At 60.4% G+C, this 24368-nt stretch carries 20 protein-coding genes; 2 read left to right on the top strand and 18 right to left on the bottom strand.

What is annotated here, in order from left to right; all coding sequences use genetic code 11:
- Positions 1–7 precede the first annotated feature (7 nt).
- The 14 genes from purF to leuC form a co-directional block, all read right to left on the bottom strand.
- Positions 8–1513 carry an amidophosphoribosyltransferase gene (gene purF, locus BK662_RS02065; protein ID WP_007905939.1) on the bottom strand — a complete coding sequence of 502 codons (1506 nt, stop codon included), beginning with the start codon at positions 1511–1513 and terminating at the stop codon, positions 8–10.
- Positions 1514–1554: 41 nt separating this feature from the next.
- Positions 1555–2115: a CvpA family protein gene (locus tag BK662_RS02060; protein ID WP_038980084.1), complete on the bottom strand. Its 561-nt coding sequence runs from the start codon at positions 2113–2115 to the stop codon at positions 1555–1557.
- Positions 2116–2213: 98 nt separating this feature from the next.
- Positions 2214–2888, bottom strand: coding sequence for an SPOR domain-containing protein (locus BK662_RS02055; RefSeq protein WP_123356308.1), 675 nt, complete (start codon positions 2886–2888; stop codon positions 2214–2216).
- Positions 2872–4179, bottom strand: a complete 1308-nt coding sequence (gene folC / locus BK662_RS02050; RefSeq protein WP_123356306.1) for a bifunctional tetrahydrofolate synthase/dihydrofolate synthase — start codon at positions 4177–4179, stop codon at positions 2872–2874. Before folC ends, BK662_RS02055 begins: the two co-directional genes overlap by 17 nt.
- Positions 4176–5096 carry an acetyl-CoA carboxylase, carboxyltransferase subunit beta gene (gene accD / locus BK662_RS02045; RefSeq protein WP_007905946.1) on the bottom strand — a complete coding sequence of 307 codons (921 nt, stop codon included), beginning with the start codon at positions 5094–5096 and terminating at the stop codon, positions 4176–4178. The genes folC and accD overlap by 4 nt, the downstream gene beginning before the upstream one ends.
- Positions 5097–5301: 205 nt before the next feature.
- Complete coding sequence (locus tag BK662_RS02040) at positions 5302–5922, bottom strand: phosphoribosylanthranilate isomerase (protein ID WP_123356304.1); 621 nt, start codon at positions 5920–5922, stop codon at positions 5302–5304.
- 63 nt (positions 5923–5985) lie between these two features.
- Complete coding sequence (gene truA / locus BK662_RS02035) at positions 5986–6810, bottom strand: tRNA pseudouridine(38-40) synthase TruA (RefSeq protein WP_123356302.1); 825 nt, start codon at positions 6808–6810, stop codon at positions 5986–5988.
- A gap of 454 nt (positions 6811–7264) precedes the next feature.
- Positions 7265–9901: a FimV/HubP family polar landmark protein gene (locus BK662_RS02030; protein WP_123356300.1), complete on the bottom strand. Its 2637-nt coding sequence runs from the start codon at positions 9899–9901 to the stop codon at positions 7265–7267.
- Positions 9902–10109: 208 nt separating this feature from the next.
- Positions 10110–11120 (bottom strand): aspartate-semialdehyde dehydrogenase, encoded by a 1011-nt coding sequence (locus BK662_RS02025; RefSeq protein ID WP_123356298.1) that lies wholly within the window; start codon positions 11118–11120, stop codon positions 10110–10112.
- A 268-nt stretch (positions 11121–11388) separates the two neighbouring features.
- A complete protein-coding gene (gene asd / locus BK662_RS02015) occupies positions 11389–12501 on the bottom strand; it encodes an aspartate-semialdehyde dehydrogenase (protein ID WP_047531244.1) in 1113 nt (370 codons plus the stop codon).
- Between the two features lie 68 nt (positions 12502–12569).
- Complete coding sequence (gene leuB, locus BK662_RS02010; RefSeq protein WP_007935187.1) at positions 12570–13652, bottom strand: 3-isopropylmalate dehydrogenase; 1083 nt, start codon at positions 13650–13652, stop codon at positions 12570–12572.
- A 59-nt stretch (positions 13653–13711) separates the two neighbouring features.
- On the bottom strand, positions 13712–14479 hold the full coding sequence (locus BK662_RS02005) for a class I SAM-dependent methyltransferase (protein ID WP_038980074.1): 768 nt from the start codon (positions 14477–14479) through the stop codon (positions 13712–13714).
- A gap of 134 nt (positions 14480–14613) precedes the next feature.
- Positions 14614–15258: a 3-isopropylmalate dehydratase small subunit gene (gene leuD / locus BK662_RS02000; RefSeq protein WP_123356294.1), complete on the bottom strand. Its 645-nt coding sequence runs from the start codon at positions 15256–15258 to the stop codon at positions 14614–14616.
- An 11-nt stretch (positions 15259–15269) separates the two neighbouring features.
- Positions 15270–16688 (bottom strand): 3-isopropylmalate dehydratase large subunit, encoded by a 1419-nt coding sequence (gene leuC / locus BK662_RS01995; protein ID WP_123356291.1) that lies wholly within the window; start codon positions 16686–16688, stop codon positions 15270–15272.
- Positions 16689–17009: 321 nt separating this feature from the next.
- Here leuC and BK662_RS01990 point away from each other — a divergent pair, with 321 nt between their 5' ends.
- Positions 17010–17900: a LysR family transcriptional regulator gene (locus BK662_RS01990; protein ID WP_123356289.1), complete on the top strand. Its 891-nt coding sequence runs from the start codon at positions 17010–17012 to the stop codon at positions 17898–17900.
- A gap of 84 nt (positions 17901–17984) precedes the next feature.
- On the top strand, positions 17985–21263 hold the full coding sequence (locus BK662_RS01985; protein ID WP_123356287.1) for a sensor domain-containing protein: 3279 nt from the start codon (positions 17985–17987) through the stop codon (positions 21261–21263).
- 57 nt (positions 21264–21320) lie between these two features.
- Here the strand turns inward: BK662_RS01985 and BK662_RS01980 are convergent, their stop codons facing one another.
- The 4 genes from BK662_RS01980 to BK662_RS01965 form a co-directional block, all read right to left on the bottom strand.
- Entirely contained in the window at positions 21321–21767 is a 447-nt protein-coding gene (locus BK662_RS01980; RefSeq protein ID WP_008075938.1) for an Hsp20 family protein, read from the bottom strand.
- 129 nt (positions 21768–21896) lie between these two features.
- Positions 21897–22856: a tRNA dihydrouridine synthase gene (locus BK662_RS01975; protein ID WP_123356285.1), complete on the bottom strand. Its 960-nt coding sequence runs from the start codon at positions 22854–22856 to the stop codon at positions 21897–21899.
- Positions 22857–23031: 175 nt separating this feature from the next.
- Positions 23032–23481 (bottom strand): acyl-CoA thioesterase, encoded by a 450-nt coding sequence (locus BK662_RS01970; protein WP_123356283.1) that lies wholly within the window; start codon positions 23479–23481, stop codon positions 23032–23034.
- Positions 23482–23529: 48 nt separating this feature from the next.
- Entirely contained in the window at positions 23530–24363 is an 834-nt protein-coding gene (locus tag BK662_RS01965) for an alpha/beta fold hydrolase (protein WP_123356281.1), read from the bottom strand.
- Positions 24364–24368: the final 5 nt, after the last annotated feature.

Here is a 24368-nt window from a genome sequence, read left to right as displayed (position 1 = left end):
TAGTTACTCAGTTGTTGTACAGATCAATGATCGCACTGACTGCCTGGGTCTTGACCTTGGAGGCATCGTTGCGTGCCTGCTCGATCTTGTTCAGGTAAGCCTCGTCGACGTCGCCGGTGACGTACTGGCCGTCGAACACCGCGCAATCGAATTTCTCGATCTTGATCTTGCCGCCACCGACCGCTTCGATCAAGTCAGGCAGGTCCTGATAGATCAACCAGTCAGCGCCGATCAGGTCGGCTACGTCCTGGGTCGAACGGTTATGGGCGATCAGCTCGTGAGCGCTTGGCATGTCGATGCCGTAGACGTTCGGGTAACGCACGGCCGGTGCCGCGGAGCAGAAATAGACGTTTTTGGCGCCGGCTTCACGAGCCATCTGGATGATCTGCTTGCAGGTGGTGCCGCGAACGATGGAGTCGTCCACCAGCATCACGTTCTTGCCGCGGAATTCCAGCTCGATGGCGTTGAGCTTCTGGCGTACGGATTTTTTCCGTGCAGCCTGCCCCGGCATGATGAAGGTCCGGCCGATGTAGCGGTTCTTCACGAAGCCTTCGCGGAACTTGACGCCCAAGTGGTTCGCCAGCTCCAGGGCTGCGGTGCGGCTGGTGTCCGGAATCGGGATAACCACGTCGATGTCGTGATCCGGACGCTCGCGCAGGATCTTCTCGGCGAGCTTCTCGCCCATGCGCAGGCGGGCCTTGTAGACCGAGACGCCGTCGATGATCGAGTCCGGACGCGCCAGGTAGACGTGTTCGAAAATGCACGGAGTCAGCGACGGGTTGGTCGCGCACTGACGGGTGTGCAGCTTGCCGTCTTCAGTGATGTAGACCGCTTCGCCCGGTGCCAGGTCGCGAATCAGGGTGAAACCGAGTACGTCCAGCGAAACGCTTTCGGAGGCGATCATGTACTCGACGCCTTCGTCGGTGTGACGCTGACCGAAGACGATCGGGCGGATGCCGTGCGGATCGCGGAAACCGACGATGCCGTAACCGGTCACCATCGCCACAACCGCGTAACCACCGACGCAACGGTTATGCACATCGGTGACGGCAGCGAACACGTCTTCTTCGGTCGGCTGCAACTTGCCGCGCTGGGCCAGCTCGTGTGCGAACACGTTGAGCAGCACTTCCGAATCGGAGTTGGTGTTGACGTGGCGCAGGTCAGATTCGTAAATCTCCTTGGCCAGCTGTTCAACGTTGGTCAGGTTACCGTTGTGCGCCAGAGTGATGCCATACGGCGAGTTGACGTAAAACGGTTGAGCTTCGGCCGAAGTCGAGCTGCCCGCGGTCGGGTAACGCACATGGCCAATGCCCATGTGGCCGACCAGGCGCTGCATGTGACGCTGATGGAACACGTCACGCACCAGCCCATTGTCCTTGCGCAGGAATAACCGGCCATCATGGCTGGTCACGATACCGGCAGCGTCCTGGCCGCGGTGCTGGAGGACGGTTAGCGCGTCATACAGCGCCTGATTGACGTTCGACTTACCGACGATACCGACGATGCCACACATGCGACGCAACCCCTACTTAATGGATCTGAACTGAACACAACTCACTGAGGCGTTTTGGCCGTCGGCAAGAGGTGCTCCTTGAACGGTATATCAGCGGGTACGCTGATTCCGCTGGCAAGCCACTGACTGCTCCACCCAAGAATCAGGTTTTTGGACCAGTCTGCGACCAATAGAAATTTTGGCACGAGCTGTGATTCTTTCCACCAGCCGTCCTGCTGTACCGGCCCCAGGCTCAACAGCCCGACAGCCACGACCACCAGCAACACGCCACGCGCGGCGCCGAAGGCCATGCCGAGGAATCGATCGGTCCCGGATAGCCCGGTGACGCGAACCAATTCGCCGATAAGATAATTGATCATTGCGCCCACGATTAAAGTGGCGACAAACATGATGGCACAGCCCGCGATCACGCGAGCCGACGGCGTTTCGATGTATCCGCCGAGGTACTCGGACAATGAGCCACCGAACATCCAGGCAACGCCTCCTGCGATGATCCAGGTCAGCAGCGAGAGTGCTTCTTTGACGAAGCCGCGGCTAAGACTGATCAAAGCGGAGATGGCGACGATTGCAACGATCGCCCAATCAACCCAGGTAAATGGCACAGTGCAGCCTACAGACGGATAAGGCGGCGCATTTTAGCAGAGCCCATGGCTATCGGTAAGCTGAGATTGTCAGTGCTTTTCAAATCGAGGCGATAGCTTTAACCGCGCTCAGGCTGAAAACGCACCACAAAACCCTTGAGGTTCTGCTGGCGACTCAACAAGTCACGCAGACGATCGGCTTCCGCGCGCTCGATCAACGGCCCGACGAATACCCGATTCTTGCCATCGGCGGAGCGGATATAGGCGTTATAGCCTTGGCTGCGCAAGGTTTTCTGCAGGCTTTCAGCGCTCTCACGGCTCGCCAGGCTGGCCAGTTGCACCGACCAACTGACCGACAGGCCATTGGCATCGACGCGGCTTGGGGTAGTAACCGGCTTGCTCGGTGCGGCAGTAATTGGCTGGGCAGGTGCCGGCACAGGCTTGGCGACTGGCGCCGGAGGCGTGACCGGTTTGGCAGCCGGCGGCGCTGGTGGCGGCGCCACAGAAGCACTTGGCGCACTTGGCGCAATCGGTGTCGATGGCGCTTGCTGTGCGGCAATTTCCTCATCGCTTGGCACAGGCTCCTGCGGCAACGCCTGCGGTTCAGGCACCACCACCGGCTCGACCTGCACTTGCGGCAGAGCCGGCGCTTGCGGTGCAGCCGGTGCGTCAACCCTCACCTGGCGCTGCTCGTCCTGACGGGAAAACAGCATTGGCAGGAAAATCACCGCCAGCGCCACCAGCACCAGGGCACCGACCATGCGCTGCTTGTACGCCTTATCCAGCAAAGCCATTTGCCGCTTCCTCCGTGGAGTGCCGGGCCAGCCATTCAAGGGCCTCGGCGACACAATAAAATGATCCGAACAACAGAATTTCATCGTCGCTCGTCGCCCGCGCGCACTGCCCTTCCAGGGCTGCGGCCACGCTGTCATAAGACGTTACCGAGGCGCCAAGGTTTTGCAACGCCGCGTGCAACTCCTCAACAGGCCGCGCCCGCGGCGAATCCAGCGGGGCGACGGCCCAATGCTGGACACTAGCACTCAACTCACCGACAACACCATCCAGATCCTTGTCCGCCAACAACCCGAACACCGCCAGACGCTTGCCGGCCGGCGGTCGACTGGCCAGACGACGGGCCAGGTATTCTGCCGCATGGGGATTGTGCCCCACGTCCAGCAACACATTCAGACGCTTGCCCTGCCAGTCGAACTGACGGCGATCAAGACGACCGACCACGCGTGTCGCTTTCAGGGCTTCAATAATCTGTGCATCCACCCAAGGCAAACCGAGTAGCAGGTAAGCCTGCAACGCCAGTGCGGCGTTTTCCATCGGTAGATCGAGCAATGGCAGATCATGCAATTCGACTGCACGTCCCTGAGCATCAAGGCCGCGCCATTGCCAGTTGTGATCGGTGATACCCAGGTCGAAATCGCGCCCACGCAGGAAAAACGGGCAATTGAGCTCCCGCGCTTTATCCAGCAGAGGTTGAGGGGGATTCAGATCGCCACAGAGCGCAGGCGCGCCCTGGCGGAAAATGCCGGCTTTTTCGTAAGCCACGGACTCACGGGTATCACCCAGATAATCCGCATGATCGACGCCGATGCTGGTGACCAGCGCCATGTCCGCATCGACCACGTTGACGGTATCCAGACGCCCGCCCAGACCCACTTCCAGCACCACCGCATCAAGCCCTGCCTGTTGAAACAGCCAGAACGCCGCCAGGGTGCCCATTTCGAAGTACGTCAGGGAAGTGTCGCCACGACCGGCCTCGACCGCAGCGAAGGCTTCGCACAGCTCGGCGTCAGTGGCTTCGACACCATTGACCTGCACCCGCTCGTTGTAACGCAGCAGGTGCGGAGAATTGTAGACACCGACGTTCAGGCCCTGCGCCCGCAGCAATGAAGCCACAAACGCGCAGGTAGAACCCTTGCCGTTGGTGCCGGTGACCGTGATCACCCGAGGCGCCGGCTTGCCCAGCCCCATGCGGGACGCTACCTGTTGCGAACGCTCCAGCCCCATGTCGATGGCCGAAGGATGCAACTGTTCAAGGTAGGCGAGCCACTCGCCAAGGGTGCGTTGGGTCATATGTTGGCAGGCACCGGCGGAACCACGATCGGCTCGATCGGCGCGGCGACGAATTTTGGCGTCGGCAGCCCCATCATTTGTGCCAGCAGGTTGCCCAGACGCGGACGCAGCTCCTGACGGTGAATGATCATGTCGATCGCCCCGTGCTCCAGCAGGAACTCACTGCGCTGGAAGCCTTCCGGCAGTTTTTCGCGAACGGTTTGTTCGATAACGCGCGGGCCGGCGAAACCGATCAGGGCTTTCGGCTCACCGACGATCACGTCGCCGAGCATTGCCAGACTGGCGGAAACACCGCCGTAGACCGGGTCGGTCAGTACCGAGATGAACGGAATGCCTTCTTCACGCAGACGCGCCAGCACCGCGGAGGTCTTGGCCATTTGCATCAGGGAGATCAGCGCTTCCTGCATCCGCGCACCACCAGAGGCGGCGAAGCAGATCATCGGGCAACGATTTTCCAGGGCGTAATTGGCGGCGCGCACAAAGCGCTCACCAACGATGGCGCCCATCGAACCACCCATAAAGGAGAATTCGAAAGCCGATACCACGACCGGCATACCCAGCAAGGTGCCGCTCATGGAGATCAGTGCATCTTTTTCGCCGGTCTGCTTTTGCGCAGCGGTCAGGCGATCCTTGTACTTCTTGCCGTCGCGGAATTTCAGACGGTCAACCGGCTCCAGGTCCGCGCCCAGTTCGGCACGGCCGTCAGCGTCGAGGAAGATGTCGATGCGCGCGCGCGCGCCGATGCGCATGTGGTGGTTGCACTTGGGGCAAACGTCCAGGGTCTTTTCCAGCTCCGGACGATACAGCACCGCCTCGCAAGACGGGCATTTGTGCCACAGACCTTCAGGCACCGAGCTCTTCTTGACCTCGGAACGCATGATCGAAGGGATCAGTTTGTCTACTAACCAGTTGCTCATGCTTTCTTTCTCCAGTACCGGTGGCCCGAACGCTCTGGTTCGCAGCCCCGCGTATGCCCTTGACCTAAATTCATGTGTGTAGCGATGATTGATCGGGTGGCCGGGTCAGCGCGACGTGACCTGCGTACAACCCATCAATCCTCAGCCGTGCCTGCTTATGCAGCGCAGTGCATTTTGGGACGGCGGCAGTCTGCCAGCCGTCACATCAAGCCCCTGCAACCGCTTTGATGAATGCCTGAATCTTTGCGTGATCCTTGATGCCCTTGCTCGCCTCTACTCCACCGCTGACGTCCACCGCATAAGGCCGAACCCGGGCAATCGCCTCGGCGACGTTGTCCGGCGTCAAGCCGCCCGCCAGGATGATCGGCTTGCTCAGGCCTTGCGGTATCAGTGACCAGTCGAAGGCTTCGCCGGTTCCGCCGGGAATACCTTCGACGTACGTGTCGAGCAGGATTCCACTGGCGCTGGCGTAGGCATCGCAAGCTGCTGCGATGTCGTCGCCGGCCTTCACCCGCAACGCCTTGATGTAGGGCCGGTGCCAGCTTTCACAGTCGGCCGCGGTCTCGTCACCATGGAACTGCAGCAGGTCCAGCGGCACGGCATCGAGGATTTCCCCCAACTCGCAGCGGCTGGCATTGACGAACAACCCCACGGTGGTCACGAACGGCGGCAAGGCCTTGATGATCGCCCTCGCCTGCTGGAACGTTACGGCCCGTGGGCTTTTGGCGTAGAACACAAATCCGATGGCATCGGCCCCGGCCTCGACCGCTGCCAACGCATCCTCTATGCGGGTAATCCCACAAATTTTGCTGCGAACGGCTGACATGTCGATAGAACCTCAGGACAAATCCGGGAAAGTCCCGGATGGTAACAAAAGCGTTCGAGGGCGTCAGCCGTCAAGTTCCGAGAAACCGGTGAGGAAGTGTGGGCCGATGTAACGCTCGGGCAGCTCGAACTCGTCGCGGTACTCGACCTGCACCAGGTACAGGCCGAACGGATGGGCCGTCACCCCGCCGGAACGACGCACACGACTTTCCAGGACTTCCTTCATCCACTCCACGGGACGCTCGCCGGCACCGATGGTCATCAGCACCCCGGCGATGTTGCGCACCATGTGGTGCAGGAACGCGCTGGCACGAATATCCAGCACGATCATTTTGCCATGGCGGGTGACGCGCAAGTGATGCAGCTCCTTGATCGGCGACTTGGCCTGGCACTGGCCGGCGCGGAATGCGCTGAAGTCGTGGGTGCCGACCAGATACTGAGCAGCCTCGGACATGCGCTCGACGTCCAGTGGACGGTGATTCCAGGTGATTTCATCGTTCAGGTGCGCCGGGCGGATCTGATCGTTGTAGATCACGTAACGATAACGACGGGCGATGGCCTTGAACCGCGCATGAAAATCCGCCGGCATGACCTTGGCCCAGCTGACGCTGACGTCATGCGGCAAGTTGATGTTGGCACCCATGACCCAAGCCTTCATCGAACGCTCGACCTGGGTGTCGAAATGCACCACTTGCCCGCAAGCATGCACACCGGCGTCGGTACGCCCGGCGCAATGCAGCGACACGGGTGAGTCGGCGACTTTGGACAAGGCCTTTTCGAGGGTTTCCTGTACCGTGGCCACACCGGAGGCCTGACGTTGCCAGCCGCGATAACGCGAACCTTTGTATTCAACGCCCAACGCGATCCGGAAAAAGCCGTCGGCCGCCATTTCGGCGGCCGGATTATCTATGTTTGCCAAGGGGGTGACAGCCTGCTGATCTACGCAAAGGCAGGCATTATAAGGCCGCCGGACCGGGATGCCAGAGCTGAGTGTTTTTTGTGCCCTACCCGACCGGCGCTCCTGCCGACATTGATGCCGAATGAAATCCCCCCTTCGCGAGCAGGCTCGCTCCCACAAGGGGATTGGTGGCTGGCGCAAATGATGCGGATGACCCCATTCCCACAGGGGGATGGGTGTCTTGCATAAATGATGCGGACAACCCCGATCAAATGTGGGAGCGAGCCTGCTCGCGATGGCGGTATAACTGTCGACAGCTGGGTTGAATGTGTTGGCCTCATCGCGGGCAAGCCTCGGTCTATCTGGCAGGCGCCATCGCATCACCACCCAAACAAAAACGGCAGCCTCGAATGGGCTGCCGTTTTGTTTATGCCTTATCGATGACTCACGCCAGACGCGACAACATTTCCTTGGCTTCGCTCTTCTGACCGGCATCGCCCTCGGTCACCACCTCATTGAGGATGTCCCGAGCGCCGTCGTTGTCACCCATGTCGATGTAGGCCTGGGCCAGGTCGAGTTTGGTGGCGACTTCGTCGGTGCCGGAGAGGAAATCGAAGTCCGGCTCATCAGCTGCAGAGGCCAAAGCATCTTCGGCGGTGAAACTCGGCTCACCGAGGCTCTGGGACAGGCGATCCAGCTCGGCATTGACGTCGTTGAGTTCGTTTTCGAAGGCGTCAGGCTGATCCGGGGCGGCGTCCATTTCATCGGCCAGTGACAGGTCGAAATCCGCAGGCAACTCCAGGTCGTCGAGCGTCGGCTCGGTCACGGGTGGCGCTTCGGCGGCAGGCAAGTCCTTGAGATCTTCATCCAGACTCAGCAGGAAGTCGTCTTCGGCCAGCGTTTCCGGCGAAGCATTGCCGCCCAGATCCATGTCCAGGTCGAAGTCCGACAGATCGTCGAGGTTTTCCTTGATTTCAGTCTGTTGCTGCAATACCGACTCGAAGCTCAGATCGTCGTCCAGCGGAAATTCGTCCAGCTCAGCCAGAGCTTCTGGTGCTGGCTCTGGCTCTGGTGCTGGCTCCGCTTCCGCCGCAACGGCAGGCGAGATTGGAGTAGCCGCCTCCAGATCGTCCAGACTCAGATCGAAGGCGCTGTCGAAGTCGGACAATGCCGGTTCCGGGGCTTGCGGTTCGTCCAGCAACAGGTCCTTGACGTACTGCGCGTCCAGCTCGGCGGCGATTGCCGCGGCGGCCAGACCACCCGCTACTGCGACTGCCATCGCCGGGAAGCGGCTTTTCAATTCTTCAACCCGGGCGAAGTTATCGCCGTTGGCCACCAGCTGACGCTCTTGAGCGACGAACGCATCGCGGTCGCCCTGCTGACCGTAGACTTCCATCAGCTTCAAACGCAGGTCACTGCGTTGCGGCTCTTGCTTGATAGCGTCTTCCAGTAATGCGGCTGCCTGATTCAGACGACCGCCGGCAATGTGCGACTGCGCCTGAGCCAGTACATCGTCGGAACGCTCGGAACGCTCGGCGGCAGGCGATACCAGTGGCGCAGCGATCGGCGGCGTTACCACAACCGGGGCAATCACCGGGGCCGGCGCTGGCGCGGGCGTTGGTGCAGTCGCAAGTTTCACGCTCGGCGGCGGAACTTCCAGGCCTTCGAAGCTGCTTTCTGGCAGGTCCTGGTCGACGGAGAACTCTTGTTCCTCCTCCAAGGCACGGGCCATGCGCAGATGCTTCTCGGCTTCTTGCTGAGCTTTGCGGCGACGGGCCAGCAACAGCAGCAACAGCAGCAGAACCACCGCACCGCCACCCACCAGCCCCAGCAGGATCGGATTGGTCAGCAGCTCGTTGAATTTCTGATCATCGGATGTCGCAGGCGTTGGCTCGACAGCTGGCGCCGGAACGGCTTCTGGTGCAGCAGCCTCTGGTGCAGGTGCCGCGTCCGCAGGCGTTGCCGCAGGGCTGGTCGCCAGCTCAGCCGACATCGCCGGAGCGGTCGCCGGAGCACCCGCGCCGCCTTCGGCCTGCAGTTTGGCCAACTGATTGTTCTTCAGTTCGATCAGGCGTTGCAGCTTGTCCAGCTGACTTTGCAGATCGTTCATGCGGCTTTTCTGTTCAGCGTTGTCACGACGAGCCGCGTCGAGGCTTTCCTGGGTGACGGCCAGTTTGTCGCTCAATGCTTTCGCATCACCGGCGGCACCTTTGCCACGGCCCTTGCCAGTGTCGGCAGAGACCAGGCTCAGCTTGTCTGCGGCAGGTTGCGATGAAGCATCTTCACCGCGAGCGCGCTTGGTGGCGTCGAGTTGCTGCTGACCGGTTCCCGGTTTCGCCACGTAGCGACGACCCTGACGCCACGCGGTGTTCTGCGCGGCGACCTCGGCGACGGCTTTGGGTTGCGGCAGGTTGGTGATCTGCACCTGATCAGGCAGGCGCAGCACCTGACCGGTTTTCAGTCGGTTGATGTTGCCGTCGATGAACGCATCCGGGTTCAGCGCCTGGATGGCCAGCATGGTCTGCTGAATCGAACCGCCGTTACGCACCTTCGAGGCGATTTCCCACAGGGTATCGCGCGGCGTGGTGGTGTGTTGCGACGGCTTGGAGGCGCCGGTGACTGGCGCGGTCACAGTTTGGGATGGCGCCGATTGCGCGGCCGCATCGGCGGTTTGCGGCGAGAATTTGGACGGATCGAGCAGCACGCTGTAATCGCGCAGCAGACGACCGTTGGGCCACATCACCTGAACCAGGAATTTCACCATCGGCTCGGACAGCGGTTTGCTGGACGTGACGCGCAGGATGCTTTTGCCGCTGGCGTTAAGCACTGGGGTGAAGGTCAGGTCATTGAGAAACGCCTGACGATCGACACCGGCCTTGGCGAAATCTTCGGGCGAGGCCAGGCTCGGCACCACTTCGGCAGCCGTGAGGTCCTTGACGTCGAGCAACTCGATTTCTGCTACCAGAGGCTGGTTCAGCGTCGATTTCAGGGTCAATTCCCCGAGCCCGAGGGCATGCGCCATACCGGAGGACAGCGCCGAGGCGGCCGCTATTGCTAACACCAGTTTGCGAACTTGAACCATAACCTCTTCCTTTGTTTGAACATTCCTCGGCCAGCGAGAAGGTGTTGATTGCCGCTGCCGTAAGGCATTGCGCGCGGCGGCGAAGGGTCGTCGCGCGCGATCATTTCATTCATGCAATGGGAAGCCCTGCGGGGTGGCTCACCTTAAGCATTCCGGCCAAGCATGACGCTCGACGGGAATCATTCGATAAATTGTTGCCAAGTATCTTTTACAGCAGGTCTTTTATCAACAATTCAGCCACCTGCACAGCATTGAGCGCGGCGCCTTTGCGTACGTTATCTGACGTCAACCACACATTAAGTTCCGCCGGGTCGTCGATCCCGTTGCGAACCCGACCAACGTAAACCACGTCCTGCCCTACCGCATCGCCTACCGGGGTCGGGTAATCGCCCGCCTCGACCAGTTCGATACCGGGCGCCGCTTCCAGAGCTGCGTTGACTTTCGCCAGATCGACAGCGCTCGACGACTGCAAGGTCATGCTAAAGCTATCGCCGAAAAACACCGGAGCTTGAATGCAAGTGACGGAAATCTTTAATGAAGGTAGCGCCATGACCTGACGCAGCTCGCGCACCAGGCGTTTTTCCAGCAGCGTATGACCTTGAGCATCAGGCGTACCGACTTGCGCCAGCAGGTTGAAAGCCATCTGCCTATCGAAGAACGCTGGCTCCAGCGGGCGCACATTGAGCAGCTCGGCGGTTTGCCGGGCCAACTCGGTGACCGCTTCGCGGCCTTGGGCTGAGACCGCCAGACACGCCGTCAGGCTGATGCGTTGCAGGTCGAGCAAACCGAGCAACGGCGCCAGCACCACCGCCAGCGTCGCGGCCGAAGGGCTTGGGCTGCTGACCTGGAAGGGCTTTTTCAGGCTGGCCAGAATTCCAGCGTTGGCCTCAGGCACCACTTGCGGCGCCTGATCGGCCGGCAAGGCGCCGGACAGGTCGATCAGCGAGCAACCGGCGGCCGTGGCACGTGGAGCAAAACTGAGGGTCACCGCCGGGCCGGCGGCAAAGAACACCAACTGGACTTTGCTGAAATCGAATTCGTCGACTTCCCGCACCCGCACGTTCTTGCCGCGAAACGGTACCGAATGACCGGCCGATTCACTGCTCGCCAGCAGGTGCAGGTTACCGACCGGAAAGTCCCGCTCTTCGAGAATCTGGACGAGTGTTTCGCCGACAGTACCGGTGGCGCCGATCACGGCAATATCAAAGGACTGGCTCATGGTTCTACCTCTGGCGAAACGGGGGGAGCGGCACTTTACCGGGTGGTTGGCAGTGAGGCAATTGGGCTGGGGATTTGTGGGGGCTGTGCCGGCCTCTTCGCGGGCAAGCCCGCTCCCACATTTGATCTCCAGTGTTCACACGATCAATGTGGGAGCGGGCTTGCTCGCGAAGGCGGCCTGATAGACACCCGATAAATCCCGGACCACCACTCTCCATAAAAAAACCCGCACCTCTTTCAAGGCGCGGGTTCTTCATTACATCAATCGATCAACGCTCAAGCAGAATCCGCAGCATGCGACGCAGCGGTTCGGCCGCGCCCCACAGCAGTTGGTCGCCGACGGTGAACGCACCGACGAACTGCGAACCCATGTTCAGCTTGCGCAGACGGCCGACCGGCACGTTCAGGGTGCCGGTGACTTTCGTCGGGCTCAGCTCCTGCATGCTGATCTCACGATTGTTCGGCACCAGCTTGACCCACGGGTTGTGCTGGCTGATCAGCCCTTCGATGTCGGCGATCGGCACGTCTTTGTTCAGCTTGATGGTCAACGCCTGGCTGTGGCAACGCATGGCGCCGATGCGTACGCAGATGCCGTCCACCGGGATCGGGCTCTTGAAGCGACCGAGGATCTTGTTGGTCTCGGCCTGGGCCTTCCACTCTTCGCGGCTCTGACCGTTCGGCAGTTCCTTGTCGATCCACGGGATCAGGCTGCCGGCCAGCGGTACACCGAAGTTTTCGGTCGGGTACGCGTCGCTGCGCATGGCTTCGGCGACACGGCGATCGATGTCGAGGATGGCGCTGGCCGGGTCGGCCAGTTGATCGGCGACAGCGGCGTGGGTCGCGCCCATTTGCTTGATCAGTTCACGCATGTTCTGCGCGCCGGCACCGGAGGCCGCCTGATAGGTCATGGCGCTCATCCACTCGACCAGACCGGCTTCAAACAGGCCACCCAGGCCCATCAGCATCAGGCTGACGGTGCAGTTGCCGCCGATGTAGTTCTTGGTGCCCGCGTCGAGCTGCTGGTCGATGACCTTGCGGTTCACCGGGTCCAGCACGATGACCGCGTCATCCTGCATGCGCAGGCTGGAAGCGGCGTCGATCCAGTAACCCTGCCAGCCGGCTTCGCGCAGTTTCGGGAACACTTCGCTGGTGTAGTCGCCACCCTGGCAGGTCAGAATCACGTCGAGGGTTTTCAGCTCTTCAATGCTGTAAGCGTCCTTGAGCGGAGCAATGTCCTTGCCCACGGACGGGCCTTGGCCACCGACATTGGAAGTGGTGAAAAACACCGGCTCGATAAGATCGAAATCCTGCTCTTCCAGCATCCGCTGCATGAGCACGGAACCGACCATACCGCGCCAACCGATCAGACCTACACGTTTCATCGCAACTACACCTTCTTTAAAAGTGGGCCGCTGCTTTCAAGGTTGAAAGTTGCAGCGGGCCAAAGAGATTACAGATTCCGCAGCGCGGCGACTACTGCGTCGCCCATTTCCTGCGTACCAACCTTGGTGCAACCGGCCGACCAGATGTCGCCCGTGCGCAGGCCCTGATCCAATACCAGGCTCACGGCCTTCTCGATGGCATCGGCCGCATCCTGCAAATTGAAGCTGTAACGCAGCATCATCGACACCGACAGAATGGTCGCCAACGGGTTGGCAATGCCCTTGCCAGCGATGTCCGGCGCCGAACCGTGGCACGGCTCGTACATGCCTTTGTTGTTGGCATCCAGCGACGCCGACGGCAGCATGCCGATGGAGCCGGTGAGCATCGACGCTTCGTCGGAAAGAATGTCGCCGAACAGGTTGTCGGTGACGATCACGTCGAACTGCTTCGGAGCACGCACCAGTTGCATGGCGGCGTTGTCGACGTACATGTGGCTCAGTTCGACGTCCGGGTAGTCCTTGGCCACTTGCTCGACGATTTCACGCCACAGTTGGCTGGAGGCCAGTACGTTGGCCTTGTCCACCGAGCACAGCTTCTTGCCACGCACACGAGCCATGTCGAAACCGACACGGGCGATACGGCGGATTTCGGTTTCGCTGTACGGCAGGGTGTCATAGGCCTGACGCTCGCCGTTTTCCAGCTCGCGCACACCGCGTGGCGCGCCGAAGTAGATGCCGCCGGTCAGTTCACGGACGATCAGGATGTCCAGACCGGCCACGATTTCTGCCTTCAGGCTGGAAGCCTCGGCCAGTTGCGGGTATAGGATCGCCGGACGCAGGTTACCGAACAGGCCCAGTTGCGCACGGATTTTCAGCAGGCCGCGCTCAGGACGGATATCACGTTCGATGGTGTCCCATTTCGGACCACCCACGGCGCCCAGCAATACCGCATCGGCGGCACGGGCACGGGCCAGGGTTTCGTCGGCGAGCGGCACGCCGTGCTTGTCGATGGCGGCGCCACCGATCACGTCATGACTCAGTTCGAAGCCCAGGCTGTACTTGTCGTTCGCCAGCTCCAGCACCTTGACCGCTTCGGCCATGATTTCCGGGCCAATACCGTCACCCGGGAGAATCAGAATCTGCTTGCTCATGCTTTCCTCATGTCATCAGTCGGCACGCCCTTGGGCGTACCCGGAAAAAGTCTTGGCGCTTATCGTTCAGCCATCAGCACGAGTACATCTGTACTGAACGAACCATCGGCCTCAATCTCAAAATATTCGCGTACTTCGTTGCCCATCGACTGCTGCAACTCGAGGATCGCCGCGCGCATCACCTGCGGCGTGCGCATGCGCTCAACCCAAGAGGTGTATTCAAGACGCAGCCGTTGGCGCGTGGTGCTGCGGGTATGCAACCCCGCTTCGCTGACCTGACGCAACCACTCACCGGCAGAATAATCGCGCACGTGGCTGGTGTCGCGCAGCACTTCGACGCTTTGCAGGTAAGTGTCGAACAATGGGCTACCCGGCGACAACACATCGATGAACGCCGCCACCCCGCCCGGCTTCAGTACCCGGCGAACTTCCCGCAGGGCCAGCCCGAGATCGCTCCAATGGTGTGCCGAATAACGGCTGAAGACGAAATCGAACTCGCCGTCAGCGAACGGCAAGCGCTCGGCGGCACCCAGTACGGTAGACACGTTGTTCAAGCCGCGATCGACGGCAGCAGTGGCCACCACGTCGAGCATCTGTTGGGACAGGTCATAAGCCACCACTTCCTTGACCAGCGAAGCCACGTGAAAACTTACGTGACCGGCACCGCAACCGAGGTCGAGCACGCGGGCATCGCCCTGCCCTGCCAGTTCAGCCTGTAGCAGCGCGAATTCAGTGCCTTGAGCGTGTACGGCGCTGCTCAGATAGGCCGAGGCCTGTTCACCGAATTGCTTTTGTACTACCTGACTGTGCTGGGCGGTGCTGGTCATGGGACTTCCTTTTTGGGTGAATCTTGTGGTGTGTATTCGGACCTCATCGCGAGCAGGCTCGCTCCCACAGGGGAATGCATTTCAAATGTGGGAGCGAGCCTGCTCGCGATGGCGTCATCACGCCTTACGCAAAATCACGCGTCGCGAAACAACCACGGCTGGCTCGCGCGGTGTTTGGCTTCAAACGCGGCAATCGCCTCGTGGTCCTGCAACGTCAGGCCGATATCGTCCAGGCCATTGAGCAGGCAGTGTTTGCGGAAGGCATCGATTTCGAAATTCAACACCTTGCCATCCGGACGGGTCACGGTCTGGGCTTGCAGATCAACCTGCAACTGATAGCCCGGAGTCGCCTCTACCTGCTGGAACAGTTCATCCACTTCAGCGTCGCTCAGGATGATCGGCAGCAAGCCGTTCTTGAAGCTGTTGTTGAAGAAGATGTCGGCATAGCTCGGCGCGATAATGCTGCGGAAACCGTACTCTTCCAGCGCCCACGGCGCGTGTTCGCGGCTGGAGCCGCAGCCGAAGTTCTCACGGGCCAGCAACACGCTCGCACCTTGATAACGTTCGGCATTGAGGACGAAGTCCTTGTTCAACGGGCGCTTGGAGTTGTCCTGATACGGCTGGCCGACATCCAGGTAACGCCACTCATCGAACAGGTTCGGGCCGAAACCGGTGCGCTTGATCGACTTCAAGAACTGCTTCGGAATGATCTGATCGGTGTCGACGTTGGCACGATCCAAAGGCGCGACAAGACCAGTGTGCTGGGTAAAAGCTTTCATGCTGCGCTCCTTTAGATCAATTCACGGACGTCGACGAAACGACCGTTCACAGCGGCGGCGGCGGCCATGGCCGGGCTGACGAGGTGGGTACGGCCACCGGCGCCCTGACGGCCTTCGAAGTTACGGTTGGAGGTCGACGCGCAATGCTCGCCCGATTCCAAACGGTCCGGGTTCATCGCCAGGCACATCGAGCAACCCGGCTCGCGCCATTCAAAACCGGCGTCGAGGAAAATCTTGTCCAGACCTTCGGATTCGGCCTGAGCCTTCACCAGCCCCGAACCCGGCACCACGATGGCCTGTTTGATGGTCGAAGCCACTTTGCGGCCCTTGGCGATCACGGCAGCGGCGCGCAGGTCTTCGATCCGCGAGTTGGTGCAGGAGCCAATGAATACGCGGTCCAGCTGAATGTCGGTGATTGCCTGATTGGCGGTCAAACCCATGTACTTCAACGCGCGTTCGATGGAGCCACGCTTGACCAGGTCCATTTCCTTCGCAGGATCGGGAACGTTCTGATCAACAGCCAAGACCATCTCAGGCGAGGTACCCCAGCTGACTTGCGGTTTGATCTGAGTAGCATCGAGTTCGACGATGGTGTCGAACTTGGCATCCGCGTCGGAAACCAGGTCTTTCCAGGCCTCGACAGCCAAGTCCCATTCCGCGCCTTTCGGAGCAAATGGACGGCCCTTGACGTAAGCCACGGTTTTTTCGTCGGCGGCCACCAGGCCAACGCGAGCGCCGGCTTCGATCGCCATGTTGCAAATGGTCATGCGGCCTTCAACGGACAAGTCGCGAATCGCGCTACCGGCAAACTCGATGGCATGGCCGTTACCGCCGGCGGTGCCGATCTTGCCGATTACCGCGAGGACGATGTCCTTGGCGGTCACACCGAACGGCAATTGGCCTTCGACGGACACCAGCATGTTCTTCATCTTTTTCGCGACCAGGCACTGAGTGGCGAGCACGTGCTCGACCTCGGAAGTGCCGATACCGTGAGCCAACGCACCGAATGCGCCGTGGGTCGAGGTATGGGAGTCGCCGCAAACCACGGTCATGCCCGGCAAGGTTGCGCCCTGCTCCGGGCCGATGACGTGGACGATGCCTTGGCGCACATCATTCATCTTGAATTCGACGATGCCGTATTCGTCACAGTTATCGTCGAGGGTCTGAACCTGCAAACGCGAGACCTGGTCGACAATCGCTTCGATACCACCCTTGCGCTCCGGAGTAGTCGGAACGTTGTGGTCCGGGGTCGCGATATTGGCATCGATGCGCCAAGGCTTGCGCCCGGCCAGACGCAGGCCTTCGAAGGCTTGCGGCGAGGTCACTTCGTGGATGATGTGACGATCGATGTAGATCAGCGCCGAGCCATCGTCGCGCTGCTTGACCAAATGCGAATCCCAGAGCTTGTCGTAGAGCGTTTTGCCGGCCATCAGACGGTTTCCTCATCAGCTTGTTTCTATGCCGGAGAGGTCTGTGTAGCGAGTTCTGTTGGGTCAACTTCGGCGCCGGAAGCCCATATCCTGCGTTGCTGCTCCTCGCCATAGCCAGCTATGACTCGTCGCAGCTCCTTGGCTATGAACCTCCGGCATCCGAATTTGACCCAACAAACTCGCCACACAGACCTCCGGGTCTTGAGCAATTTCAATAACCCCTTGGCTTGTGAGGTCGATCCTAGGGGGTTACATTAAATAACTCAAATTCATATTTTTCATGCTTTGCATAACCATCTGGAATACAACTGAGACATCATCATGGACCTCGCCAACCTCAATGCTTTTATCGCGATTGCCGAGACTGGAAGCTTCTCCGGTGCCGGCGAACGGCTGCACCTGACGCAACCCGCCATCAGCAAACGCATCGCCGGGCTGGAACAACAATTGAAGGTGCGGCTGTTCGATCGACTGGGCCGGGAAGTCAGCTTGACCGAAGCCGGTCGCGCCCTGCTGCCACGGGCCTATCAGATCCTCAATGTACTGGATGACACCCGCCGCGCCCTGACCAACCTGACCGGCGAAGTCTCCGGTCGCCTGACATTGGCCACCAGTCATCACATTGGCCTGCACCGTTTGCCGCCCTTATTAAGGGAGTTCACGCGACGCTACCCACAAGTGGCGCTGGATATTCAGTTCCTCGATTCGGAAGTGGCCTACGAAGAAATCCTCCATGGCCGCGCCGAACTGGCGGTAATCACTCTTGCACCGGAGCCCCACGCACTGGTCAAGGCCACGCCCGTGTGGGACGACCCGCTGGATTTCGTGGTCGCCCCGGAACATTCGCTGATCGCTAACGGTCCGGTCAGCCTGGCGGATATCGCCCTGCATCCCGCGGTTTTCCCCGGCGGCAACACCTTTACCCACCACATCGTGCAGCGTCTGTTCGAGGCCCAGGGCCTGACGCCGAACATCGCCATGAGCACGAATTATCTGGAAACCATAAAAATGATGGTCTCGATCGGCCTCGCCTGGAGCGTTTTGCCGCGCACCATGCTGGACGATCAAGTGGCGCGCATACCTTTGCCGGGCATACAGCTCACTCGCCAGCTAGGCTATATCCTGCACACCGAACGGACGCTGTCGAACGCGGCACGGGCCTTCATGGCTCTGCTGGATGCACAAATCGATCAGCCAGGGACTCGCAGCTAAGCTGTGCTGCTTCTTTTTGTGCTACGCCTATAGAGCCCCAAAACCCTGTGCCTAACGCCCAATTCAGCCCAAGGCCTGTCATCCATGCCCAAATCTGTTGAACGTATGCCGCCGATGCCGCGAATTCAGGCACTTGACCCCAAACGGTCCGAGCAGAGCTGGGAAAACGCCCCGCAGTTGCTGGCGGCCCTTAACGGCGCTCGGCTAGGCGCCTGGTATTGGGACATCGAGCGGGGGCAGATCAGTTGGTCTCGGGGTACTCAGGCGCTGTTCGGCTTCGATCCCCGGCAACCGTTGCCCGAGGACCTGGAATACCTTGACCTGCTGCCCCAGGAGGATCGGGCGAAAGCCATCCGCGCCTTCAATGCAGTGATCGCCGGCGCCCCGCTGGAACAAGCGATGCACCACCGCATCCGCTGGCCCGATGGCAGCCTGCATTGGCTGGAGATCAACGGCAGCCTGCTGCCGGACAAAAACGGCCGGCCGCGCATGATTGGGGTCATTCGTGAAATCACCCATCAGCGCCAGCGCGAACAGGCGCTGAGCAGCTCGGAAAAACGCTTCGCCACGCTGTTTCACTTGTGCCCGAACATGGTCCTGTTGACCCGTCAGGAAGACGGCTTGATCAGCGAAGCCAACCAGTATTTCGAAAGCCTGTTCGGCTGGCCGGTACAAGACGCTATCGGCCGAACCACGCTGGAACTGGGCCTTTGGGTCAACCCGGAGCAACGGGTGCAACTGGTCAAGGCCACCAAGGCCAAAGGCGAGCTGATCAACATGGAGGTGCAATTTCGCGCCAGCAATGGGCAGGTTCACGACGGCATTCTCAGTGCGCAAAAGGTCGAACTCGAAGGCCAGCCTTATCTGCTGAGCACGTTCCTTGACACCACCGAACGCAAAATCGCCGAGCACGCCCTCAAAGACAGCCAGGAACGCCTCGACCTGGCCCTGGACTCGGCGCAACTCGGCACCTGGGACTGGCACATTCCCAGCGGCATGCTTTACGGCTCGGCGCGGGCCGCCCAGTTGCATGGGCTGGACCCCAAACCCTTCCATGAATCCTTCGATGCGTTTTTCGAAGGCGTGCCCGGCGAAGAACGCGACACCATGCGCGACGCCTACCGCAGCTTGCGCGAAGGCCCGGCCGGCAATTATCAACTGACGTACCGGGTGCAGTTGCAGGACGGCAGTTCGCGCTACCTGGAAAGCCGCGCCAGACTCTACCGCGATGAGCACGGCACCCCGCTGCGCATGGCCGGCACACTGCTGGACATCACTGATCAGGTGGAACGCGAACAGCAACTGGTGGCGTCGGAAGAGAAATTCGCCACCCTGTTTCAGGTCAGCCCGGACCCGATTTGCGTCACGCGCCAGGACACCGGCCATTTCATCGAGATCAACTCCAGTTTCACTCAGACATTCGGTTGGAGCACCGGCGACGTGATTGGCCGCAGCGCAGACGAAATCGGTCTGTGGGACGCTTCGGCGAAAAGCCTGCAAAGGATCGAGCGGGTCATCCGCGAACAGGGTCTGAACAATGTGGCGATCATCGTTCAGCACAAGGACGGGCAGTCCCTGACCTGCGTGATATCGAGCCGGCAGATCAGCGTCGGCGACCAACCCTGCATCGTCACCACCCTGCGCGACATCACCCAGCAGCAACGCTCGGAAGCGGCGCTCAAGGCCAGCGAGGAGAAGTTCGCCAAGGCCTTCCACTCCAGCCCCGACGCCATCACCATTACTGAGCGCGACACCGGACGCTACCTGGAAGTTAACGATGGTTTCTGTCGCCTGACTGGCTACCGCGCCGATGAAGTGGTCGGCCGCACGGTATATCAGGTGGGTATCTGGGCCGAAGAGAAACAACGCTCGGCGTTGCTGGCGGAGCTACAGATCAAGGGCCGGGTTCACCATCAGGAGATGCTCGGGCGCAACAAACGCGGTGAGCTGCTGACTGTCGAAGTCTCGGTGGAGCCGATCACCCTCAACGAAACGGCGTGCCTGCTGCTGACCGCGCGGGACGTCAGCTTGCTGAAAAACGCCGAAGCGCAGATCCGTCACTTGGCTTACCACGACCCGCTGACCAACCTGCCCAACCGCGCACTGTTGATGGATCGTCTGAGCCAGCAGATCGCCCTGCTCAAACGCCACAACCTGCGCGGCGCGCTGATGTTCCTCGACCTCGATCACTTCAAGCACATCAACGACTCCCTCGGTCACCCGGTGGGCGACACGGTGCTGAAGATCATCACCGCGCGCCTTGAAGCCAGTGTGCGCATGGAGGACACCGTCGCGCGCCTGGGCGGTGATGAATTCGTGGTACTGCTCAGCGGCCTGGAAGGCTCGCGCAGTGACGTCAGCGCCCAGGTCCGGGAGCTGGCGGACACCTTGCGCGAACTGCTGTCCGAACCGATGTTCCTCGACGGACAGCGCCTGCAAGTGACGCCGAGCATCGGCATCGCGCTGATTCCCGACCACGGCTCGACTCCGACCGACCTGCTCAAACGCGCCGATATCGCCCTTTACCGCGCCAAGGATTCGGGCCGCAACACCACGCAGATGTATCACAACACCATGCAAAAGGCCGCCAGCGAACGCCTGCGCATGGAAACCGACCTGCGTCTGGCCCTTTCCCGGGGTGAATTCAGCGTGCAATACCAGCCTCAGGTGGATGCCCGCGACAACCGCATAACCGGCGCCGAGGCGTTGGTGCGCTGGCACCATCCACAACTGGGCGCGCAATCGCCCACCGAGTTCATCAAGGTGCTGGAAGACAGCGGGCTGATTCTGGAAGTCGGCACCTGGATCCTCGACGAAGCCTGCAAGGCCTTCAAACAACTGACCGCCAAAGGCCTGATCGACCCGCTCAATTTCAGCCTGTGTGTGAACATCAGCCCCCGGCAATTCCGTCAGAACGATTTCGTCGAACGCATCGAACACAGCCTCGGCAGCCACGACCTGCCCTGCTCGTTGTTGAAACTGGAAATTACCGAAGGCATCGTCATCCAGAACCTGGACGACACCATCAGCAAAATGCGTCGTCTGAAAAAACTCGGCGTGAGTTTTGCCATGGACGATTTCGGCACCGGTTATTCCTCGCTGACCTACCTCAAGCGTCTACCGGTAGACACCTTGAAAATCGACCAGTCGTTCATCCGCGACGCCACCACCGACCCCAACGATGCCGAAATCATTCGCGCCATCGTCGCCATGGCGCGCAGTCTGGAGTTGGAAGTCATCGCCGAAGGGGTAGAAAATCTGGAGCAACTGGCGTTTTTGCAGGGGCTGGGCTGCCATTTGTATCAAGGGTATTTGCACAGTCGGCCGTTGCCGGTGGAGGAGTTTCAGAAACTCCTTAAATGAGTCGGACACAGGCACAAAAAAGGGCGCCAGTGAATGGCGCCCTTTTTGTTACTTGGCTCAGTGCTGTAGAGCCGGTTTTTCCGTCCCGTTGATCGGGATGCGTTTGGCTTTCGCTTCTTCCGGAATCACGCGCAGCAAATCGATACTCAACAGACCGTTGCGCAGTTCGGCGGCCTTGATTTCAATGTGGTCCGCCAGACGGAACGACAGTTTGAAGGCGCGCTGAGCGATGCCTTGGTACAGGTAAGTGACGCTTTCGTCCGCGTCACGTTTGCCGCCACTGATGGTCAGCACACCTTTCTCCACTTGCAGGTCCAGGTCTTCTTCCTGGAAACCGGCGGCTGCTACGACAATGCGGTATTGATCATCGCCGTATTTTTCAACGTTGTAGGGTGGATAGGTGCTGCCTGGCTCATTGCGCAGGGCGGTTTCGAACAGGTCGTTGAAACGGTCGAAACCTACCGAGGAACGGAACAGTGGGGCCAGGGAAAATGCAGTACTCATGATTCAAATCTCCTGAACATAATCAGCAAGTTTTTTGTCTCCGCGACCCGAATTCGGCATCGCGTAATCCTTAGATAAGGACCGCTGATTACTTTTCAAGAGCTCTTTTTCTGTTTTTTAAAAGTAGCTTCAGGCCGCTTCAGAGACCTGCAGACCCAGCAAACGCGAGACATTATCCAGTTCGGTCTCACGACGCAGGACGGTGAACAGCGCTACCGCTTCAGGATAATTGCGGGTCAGCATCGCCAGCCATTGCTTCAAGCGACCCGGCGATTGACGCGGTGTCATCTGCGCTTTGACTTGCAGCCAGAAGTCCTGAATCAGCGGCAGCAGCTCGGCCCAGGTCATCTCGATGACGTCTTCACCGGCGCGGGCGGCAGCGATTTGCCGGGCCAGATCCGGGCGCGATACCAGTCCACGACCGAGCATGATGTCTTCGACGCCGCTGATCTCGCGGCAACGACGCCAGTCTTCGACGCTCCAGATGTCGCCGTTGGCAAACACCGGCACCTTGACCACGTCCTGCACCCGAGGGATCCATTCCCAGTGAGCCGGCGGCTTGTAGCCATCGGTCTTGGTCCGCGCATGAACCACGATGTGCGCCGCGCCGCCTTCAGCCAGGGCCGTGGCGCAGACTAGCGCACCGTCCGGGCTGTCGAAACCGAGGCGCATCTTGGCGGTCACTGGAATGTGCGCTGGCACCGCCCGACGGACGTGTTCGACAATTTCATTGAGCAGTTCAGGCTCTTTGAGCAGCACAGCGCCGCCACGGGATTTGTTGACGGTCTTGGCCGGGCAGCCAAAGTTCAGGTCGATGACTTCGGAACCCAACTCGCAGGCCAGTGCGGCGTTTTCCGCCAGGCACACTGGATCGGAGCCCAGCAGTTGCACCCGCAGCGGCACACCGGTTGCGGTTCGGGCACCGGTCAGCAGTTCCGGGCCGAACTTGTGGTAATAGGCAGGCGTGAGCAGCTGATCGTTGATCCGAATGAATTCGGTCACGCACCAATCAATACCGCCCACACGGGTCAGCACGTCCCGCAGGATGTTGTCGACCAACCCCTCCATGGGCGCCAAAGCAATTTGCATGAAAAACACACTCAACGAAAAACGTGCTGCAGTTTACTGGATTGCGCGAGGAATCTGCAGAACATCGCAGATCCCCTTGTGCCCCTTGTGGGAGCGAGCCTGCTCGCGAAAGCGGTGTGTCAGTCGAAACATAAGTTGTTTGATACGCCGCTTCGCGAGCAAGCCCGCTCCCACATTAGATTTTCGCTGAATCCAACACCTGCAACGCGGGCCCGTAGCCCTCGATGAATTCCGCCGTCATGCGTTTGGGCTTGCCGGTCGACAGTTCGATACACACGAAAGTGGTTTGCGCCCGCAGCAACGTCGTGTTGTCGCTAGGACGCTTCAACTGAAAGTGTCGGGTCATTTTCAGGCGCTGGTCCCAATCGACGATCCAGGTCGCCAACTGCAACTCATCGCCCTCATAGGCAGCAGCCAGATAATCGATCTCGTGTCGCACCACCGCCATCGCCCGATCCAGCCGCCGGTACTCGACCAGATCCAGGCCCAGCCGTTGCGAGTGGCGCCAGGCGCAGCGCTCGAGCCAGGTCACGTACACCGCGTTGTTCGCGTGGCCCAGCCCGTCGATGTCCTCGGCGCCCACTTCCAGATCAATGATAAACGGCGTTGCCCGATCCCAGCCCATGCCCCACTCCCGGTCAGATTATTTCGACCGGGGCAGTGTAACGGAAGCTCAGGCCGATTGGCGCGATTGCAGGCTTCGACCGGCCAGCAGCGAGAGAACCCCGTCGATCACCCGCGGATCGGCCAGTACCCGCTGATGACCGCCCTCTTCCAGGCGCAACAGACGGCTGTCGAACCAGGCTTCGTGGATCAATTGGGATTCCTTGACTGGAACAAAGTTGTCGTCTTCGGCATGGACGATCAGCCCCGGCATGTCGAGCTGATAGCGCGCAACATCCAGCGCAGCGGCGCGCATGCCGACGTCTTTCTCGACATGGCGAATAAACTCCGAACGGGCTTTGGGCGGCAGGCGTACATAGCGTGCGAACCCACGCAGTACCCCGAGAATTCGCGCCGGGGCGGCGATCGAGACCAGGGTTTCGGTGCGCAAACCCAACTGAACTGCGAGCATGGCACTGGCGCCGCCCATGGAGTGACCGATCACCGCTTGCAGCGGCGGCAATTCAGCGGCCGCTTCGAGCATCGCCCGAGCGAACAGCACCACATTAGCCTCGCGACCAGGCGAACGACCATGAGCCGGGCCGTCCAGGGCAACCACGGTGTAACCGGCATCGACCAGCGCCGTGATCAGCGCGGCAAACTGTGTCGGCCGGCCCTCCCAGCCGTGCATCAACAACACCGCCGGCCCTTGTCCCCAACGCAGCGCCGAGAGACCGAAGCGCAAGGTGATTCTTTCGGATTTCGCCAGCAGTGGCAGCTCCCAGTCACGCGGCAGCAATTGCCGCGGGGTCATGAATGCCAGACGCATCTTGCTCGCCACCAGCTTCGGCGCGAACCAGCCCAAGGTGCCATTAACGCCACGAACCCAGCTCAACGTGTTCATCGCCC

Origin of the sequence: Pseudomonas frederiksbergensis, from assembly GCF_003732275.1 — a bacterium.
GTDB classification, from domain to species: domain Bacteria; phylum Pseudomonadota; class Gammaproteobacteria; order Pseudomonadales; family Pseudomonadaceae; genus Aquipseudomonas; species Aquipseudomonas frederiksbergensis_H.
This window is presented reverse-complemented; position numbering and strand designations above follow the sequence as displayed.

Bases quoted from the DNA above. Each gene is read 5' to 3' on its own strand.
- purF (WP_007905939.1), bottom strand. From the start codon at position 1,513: ATGTGTGGCATCGTCGGTATCGTCGGTAAGTCGAACGTCAATCAGGCG.
- BK662_RS02055 (WP_123356308.1), bottom strand. From the start codon at position 2,888: ATGGCTTTGCTGGATAAGGCGTACAAGCAGCGCATGGTCGGTGCCCTG.
- folC (WP_123356306.1), bottom strand. From the start codon at position 4,179: ATGACCCAACGCACCCTTGGCGAGTGGCTCGCCTACCTTGAACAGTTG.
- accD (WP_007905946.1), bottom strand. From the start codon at position 5,096: ATGAGCAACTGGTTAGTAGACAAACTGATCCCTTCGATCATGCGTTCC.
- BK662_RS02040 (WP_123356304.1), bottom strand. From the start codon at position 5,922: ATGTCAGCCGTTCGCAGCAAAATTTGTGGGATTACCCGCATAGAGGAT.
- truA (WP_123356302.1), bottom strand. From the start codon at position 6,810: ATGGCGGCCGACGGCTTTTTCCGGATCGCGTTGGGCGTTGAATACAAA.
- BK662_RS02030 (WP_123356300.1), bottom strand. From the start codon at position 9,901: ATGGTTCAAGTTCGCAAACTGGTGTTAGCAATAGCGGCCGCCTCGGCG.
- BK662_RS02025 (WP_123356298.1), bottom strand. From the start codon at position 11,120: ATGAGCCAGTCCTTTGATATTGCCGTGATCGGCGCCACCGGTACTGTC.
- asd (WP_047531244.1), bottom strand. From the start codon at position 12,501: ATGAAACGTGTAGGTCTGATCGGTTGGCGCGGTATGGTCGGTTCCGTG.
- leuB (WP_007935187.1), bottom strand. From the start codon at position 13,652: ATGAGCAAGCAGATTCTGATTCTCCCGGGTGACGGTATTGGCCCGGAA.
- BK662_RS02005 (WP_038980074.1), bottom strand. From the start codon at position 14,479: ATGACCAGCACCGCCCAGCACAGTCAGGTAGTACAAAAGCAATTCGGT.
- leuD (WP_123356294.1), bottom strand. From the start codon at position 15,258: ATGAAAGCTTTTACCCAGCACACTGGTCTTGTCGCGCCTTTGGATCGT.
- leuC (WP_123356291.1), bottom strand. From the start codon at position 16,688: ATGGCCGGCAAAACGCTCTACGACAAGCTCTGGGATTCGCATTTGGTC.
- BK662_RS01990 (WP_123356289.1), top strand. From the start codon at position 17,010: ATGGACCTCGCCAACCTCAATGCTTTTATCGCGATTGCCGAGACTGGA.
- BK662_RS01985 (WP_123356287.1), top strand. From the start codon at position 17,985: ATGCCCAAATCTGTTGAACGTATGCCGCCGATGCCGCGAATTCAGGCA.
- BK662_RS01980 (WP_008075938.1), bottom strand. From the start codon at position 21,767: ATGAGTACTGCATTTTCCCTGGCCCCACTGTTCCGTTCCTCGGTAGGT.
- BK662_RS01975 (WP_123356285.1), bottom strand. From the start codon at position 22,856: ATGCAAATTGCTTTGGCGCCCATGGAGGGGTTGGTCGACAACATCCTG.
- BK662_RS01970 (WP_123356283.1), bottom strand. From the start codon at position 23,481: ATGGGCTGGGATCGGGCAACGCCGTTTATCATTGATCTGGAAGTGGGC.
- BK662_RS01965 (WP_123356281.1), bottom strand. From the start codon at position 24,363: ATGAACACGTTGAGCTGGGTTCGTGGCGTTAATGGCACCTTGGGCTGG.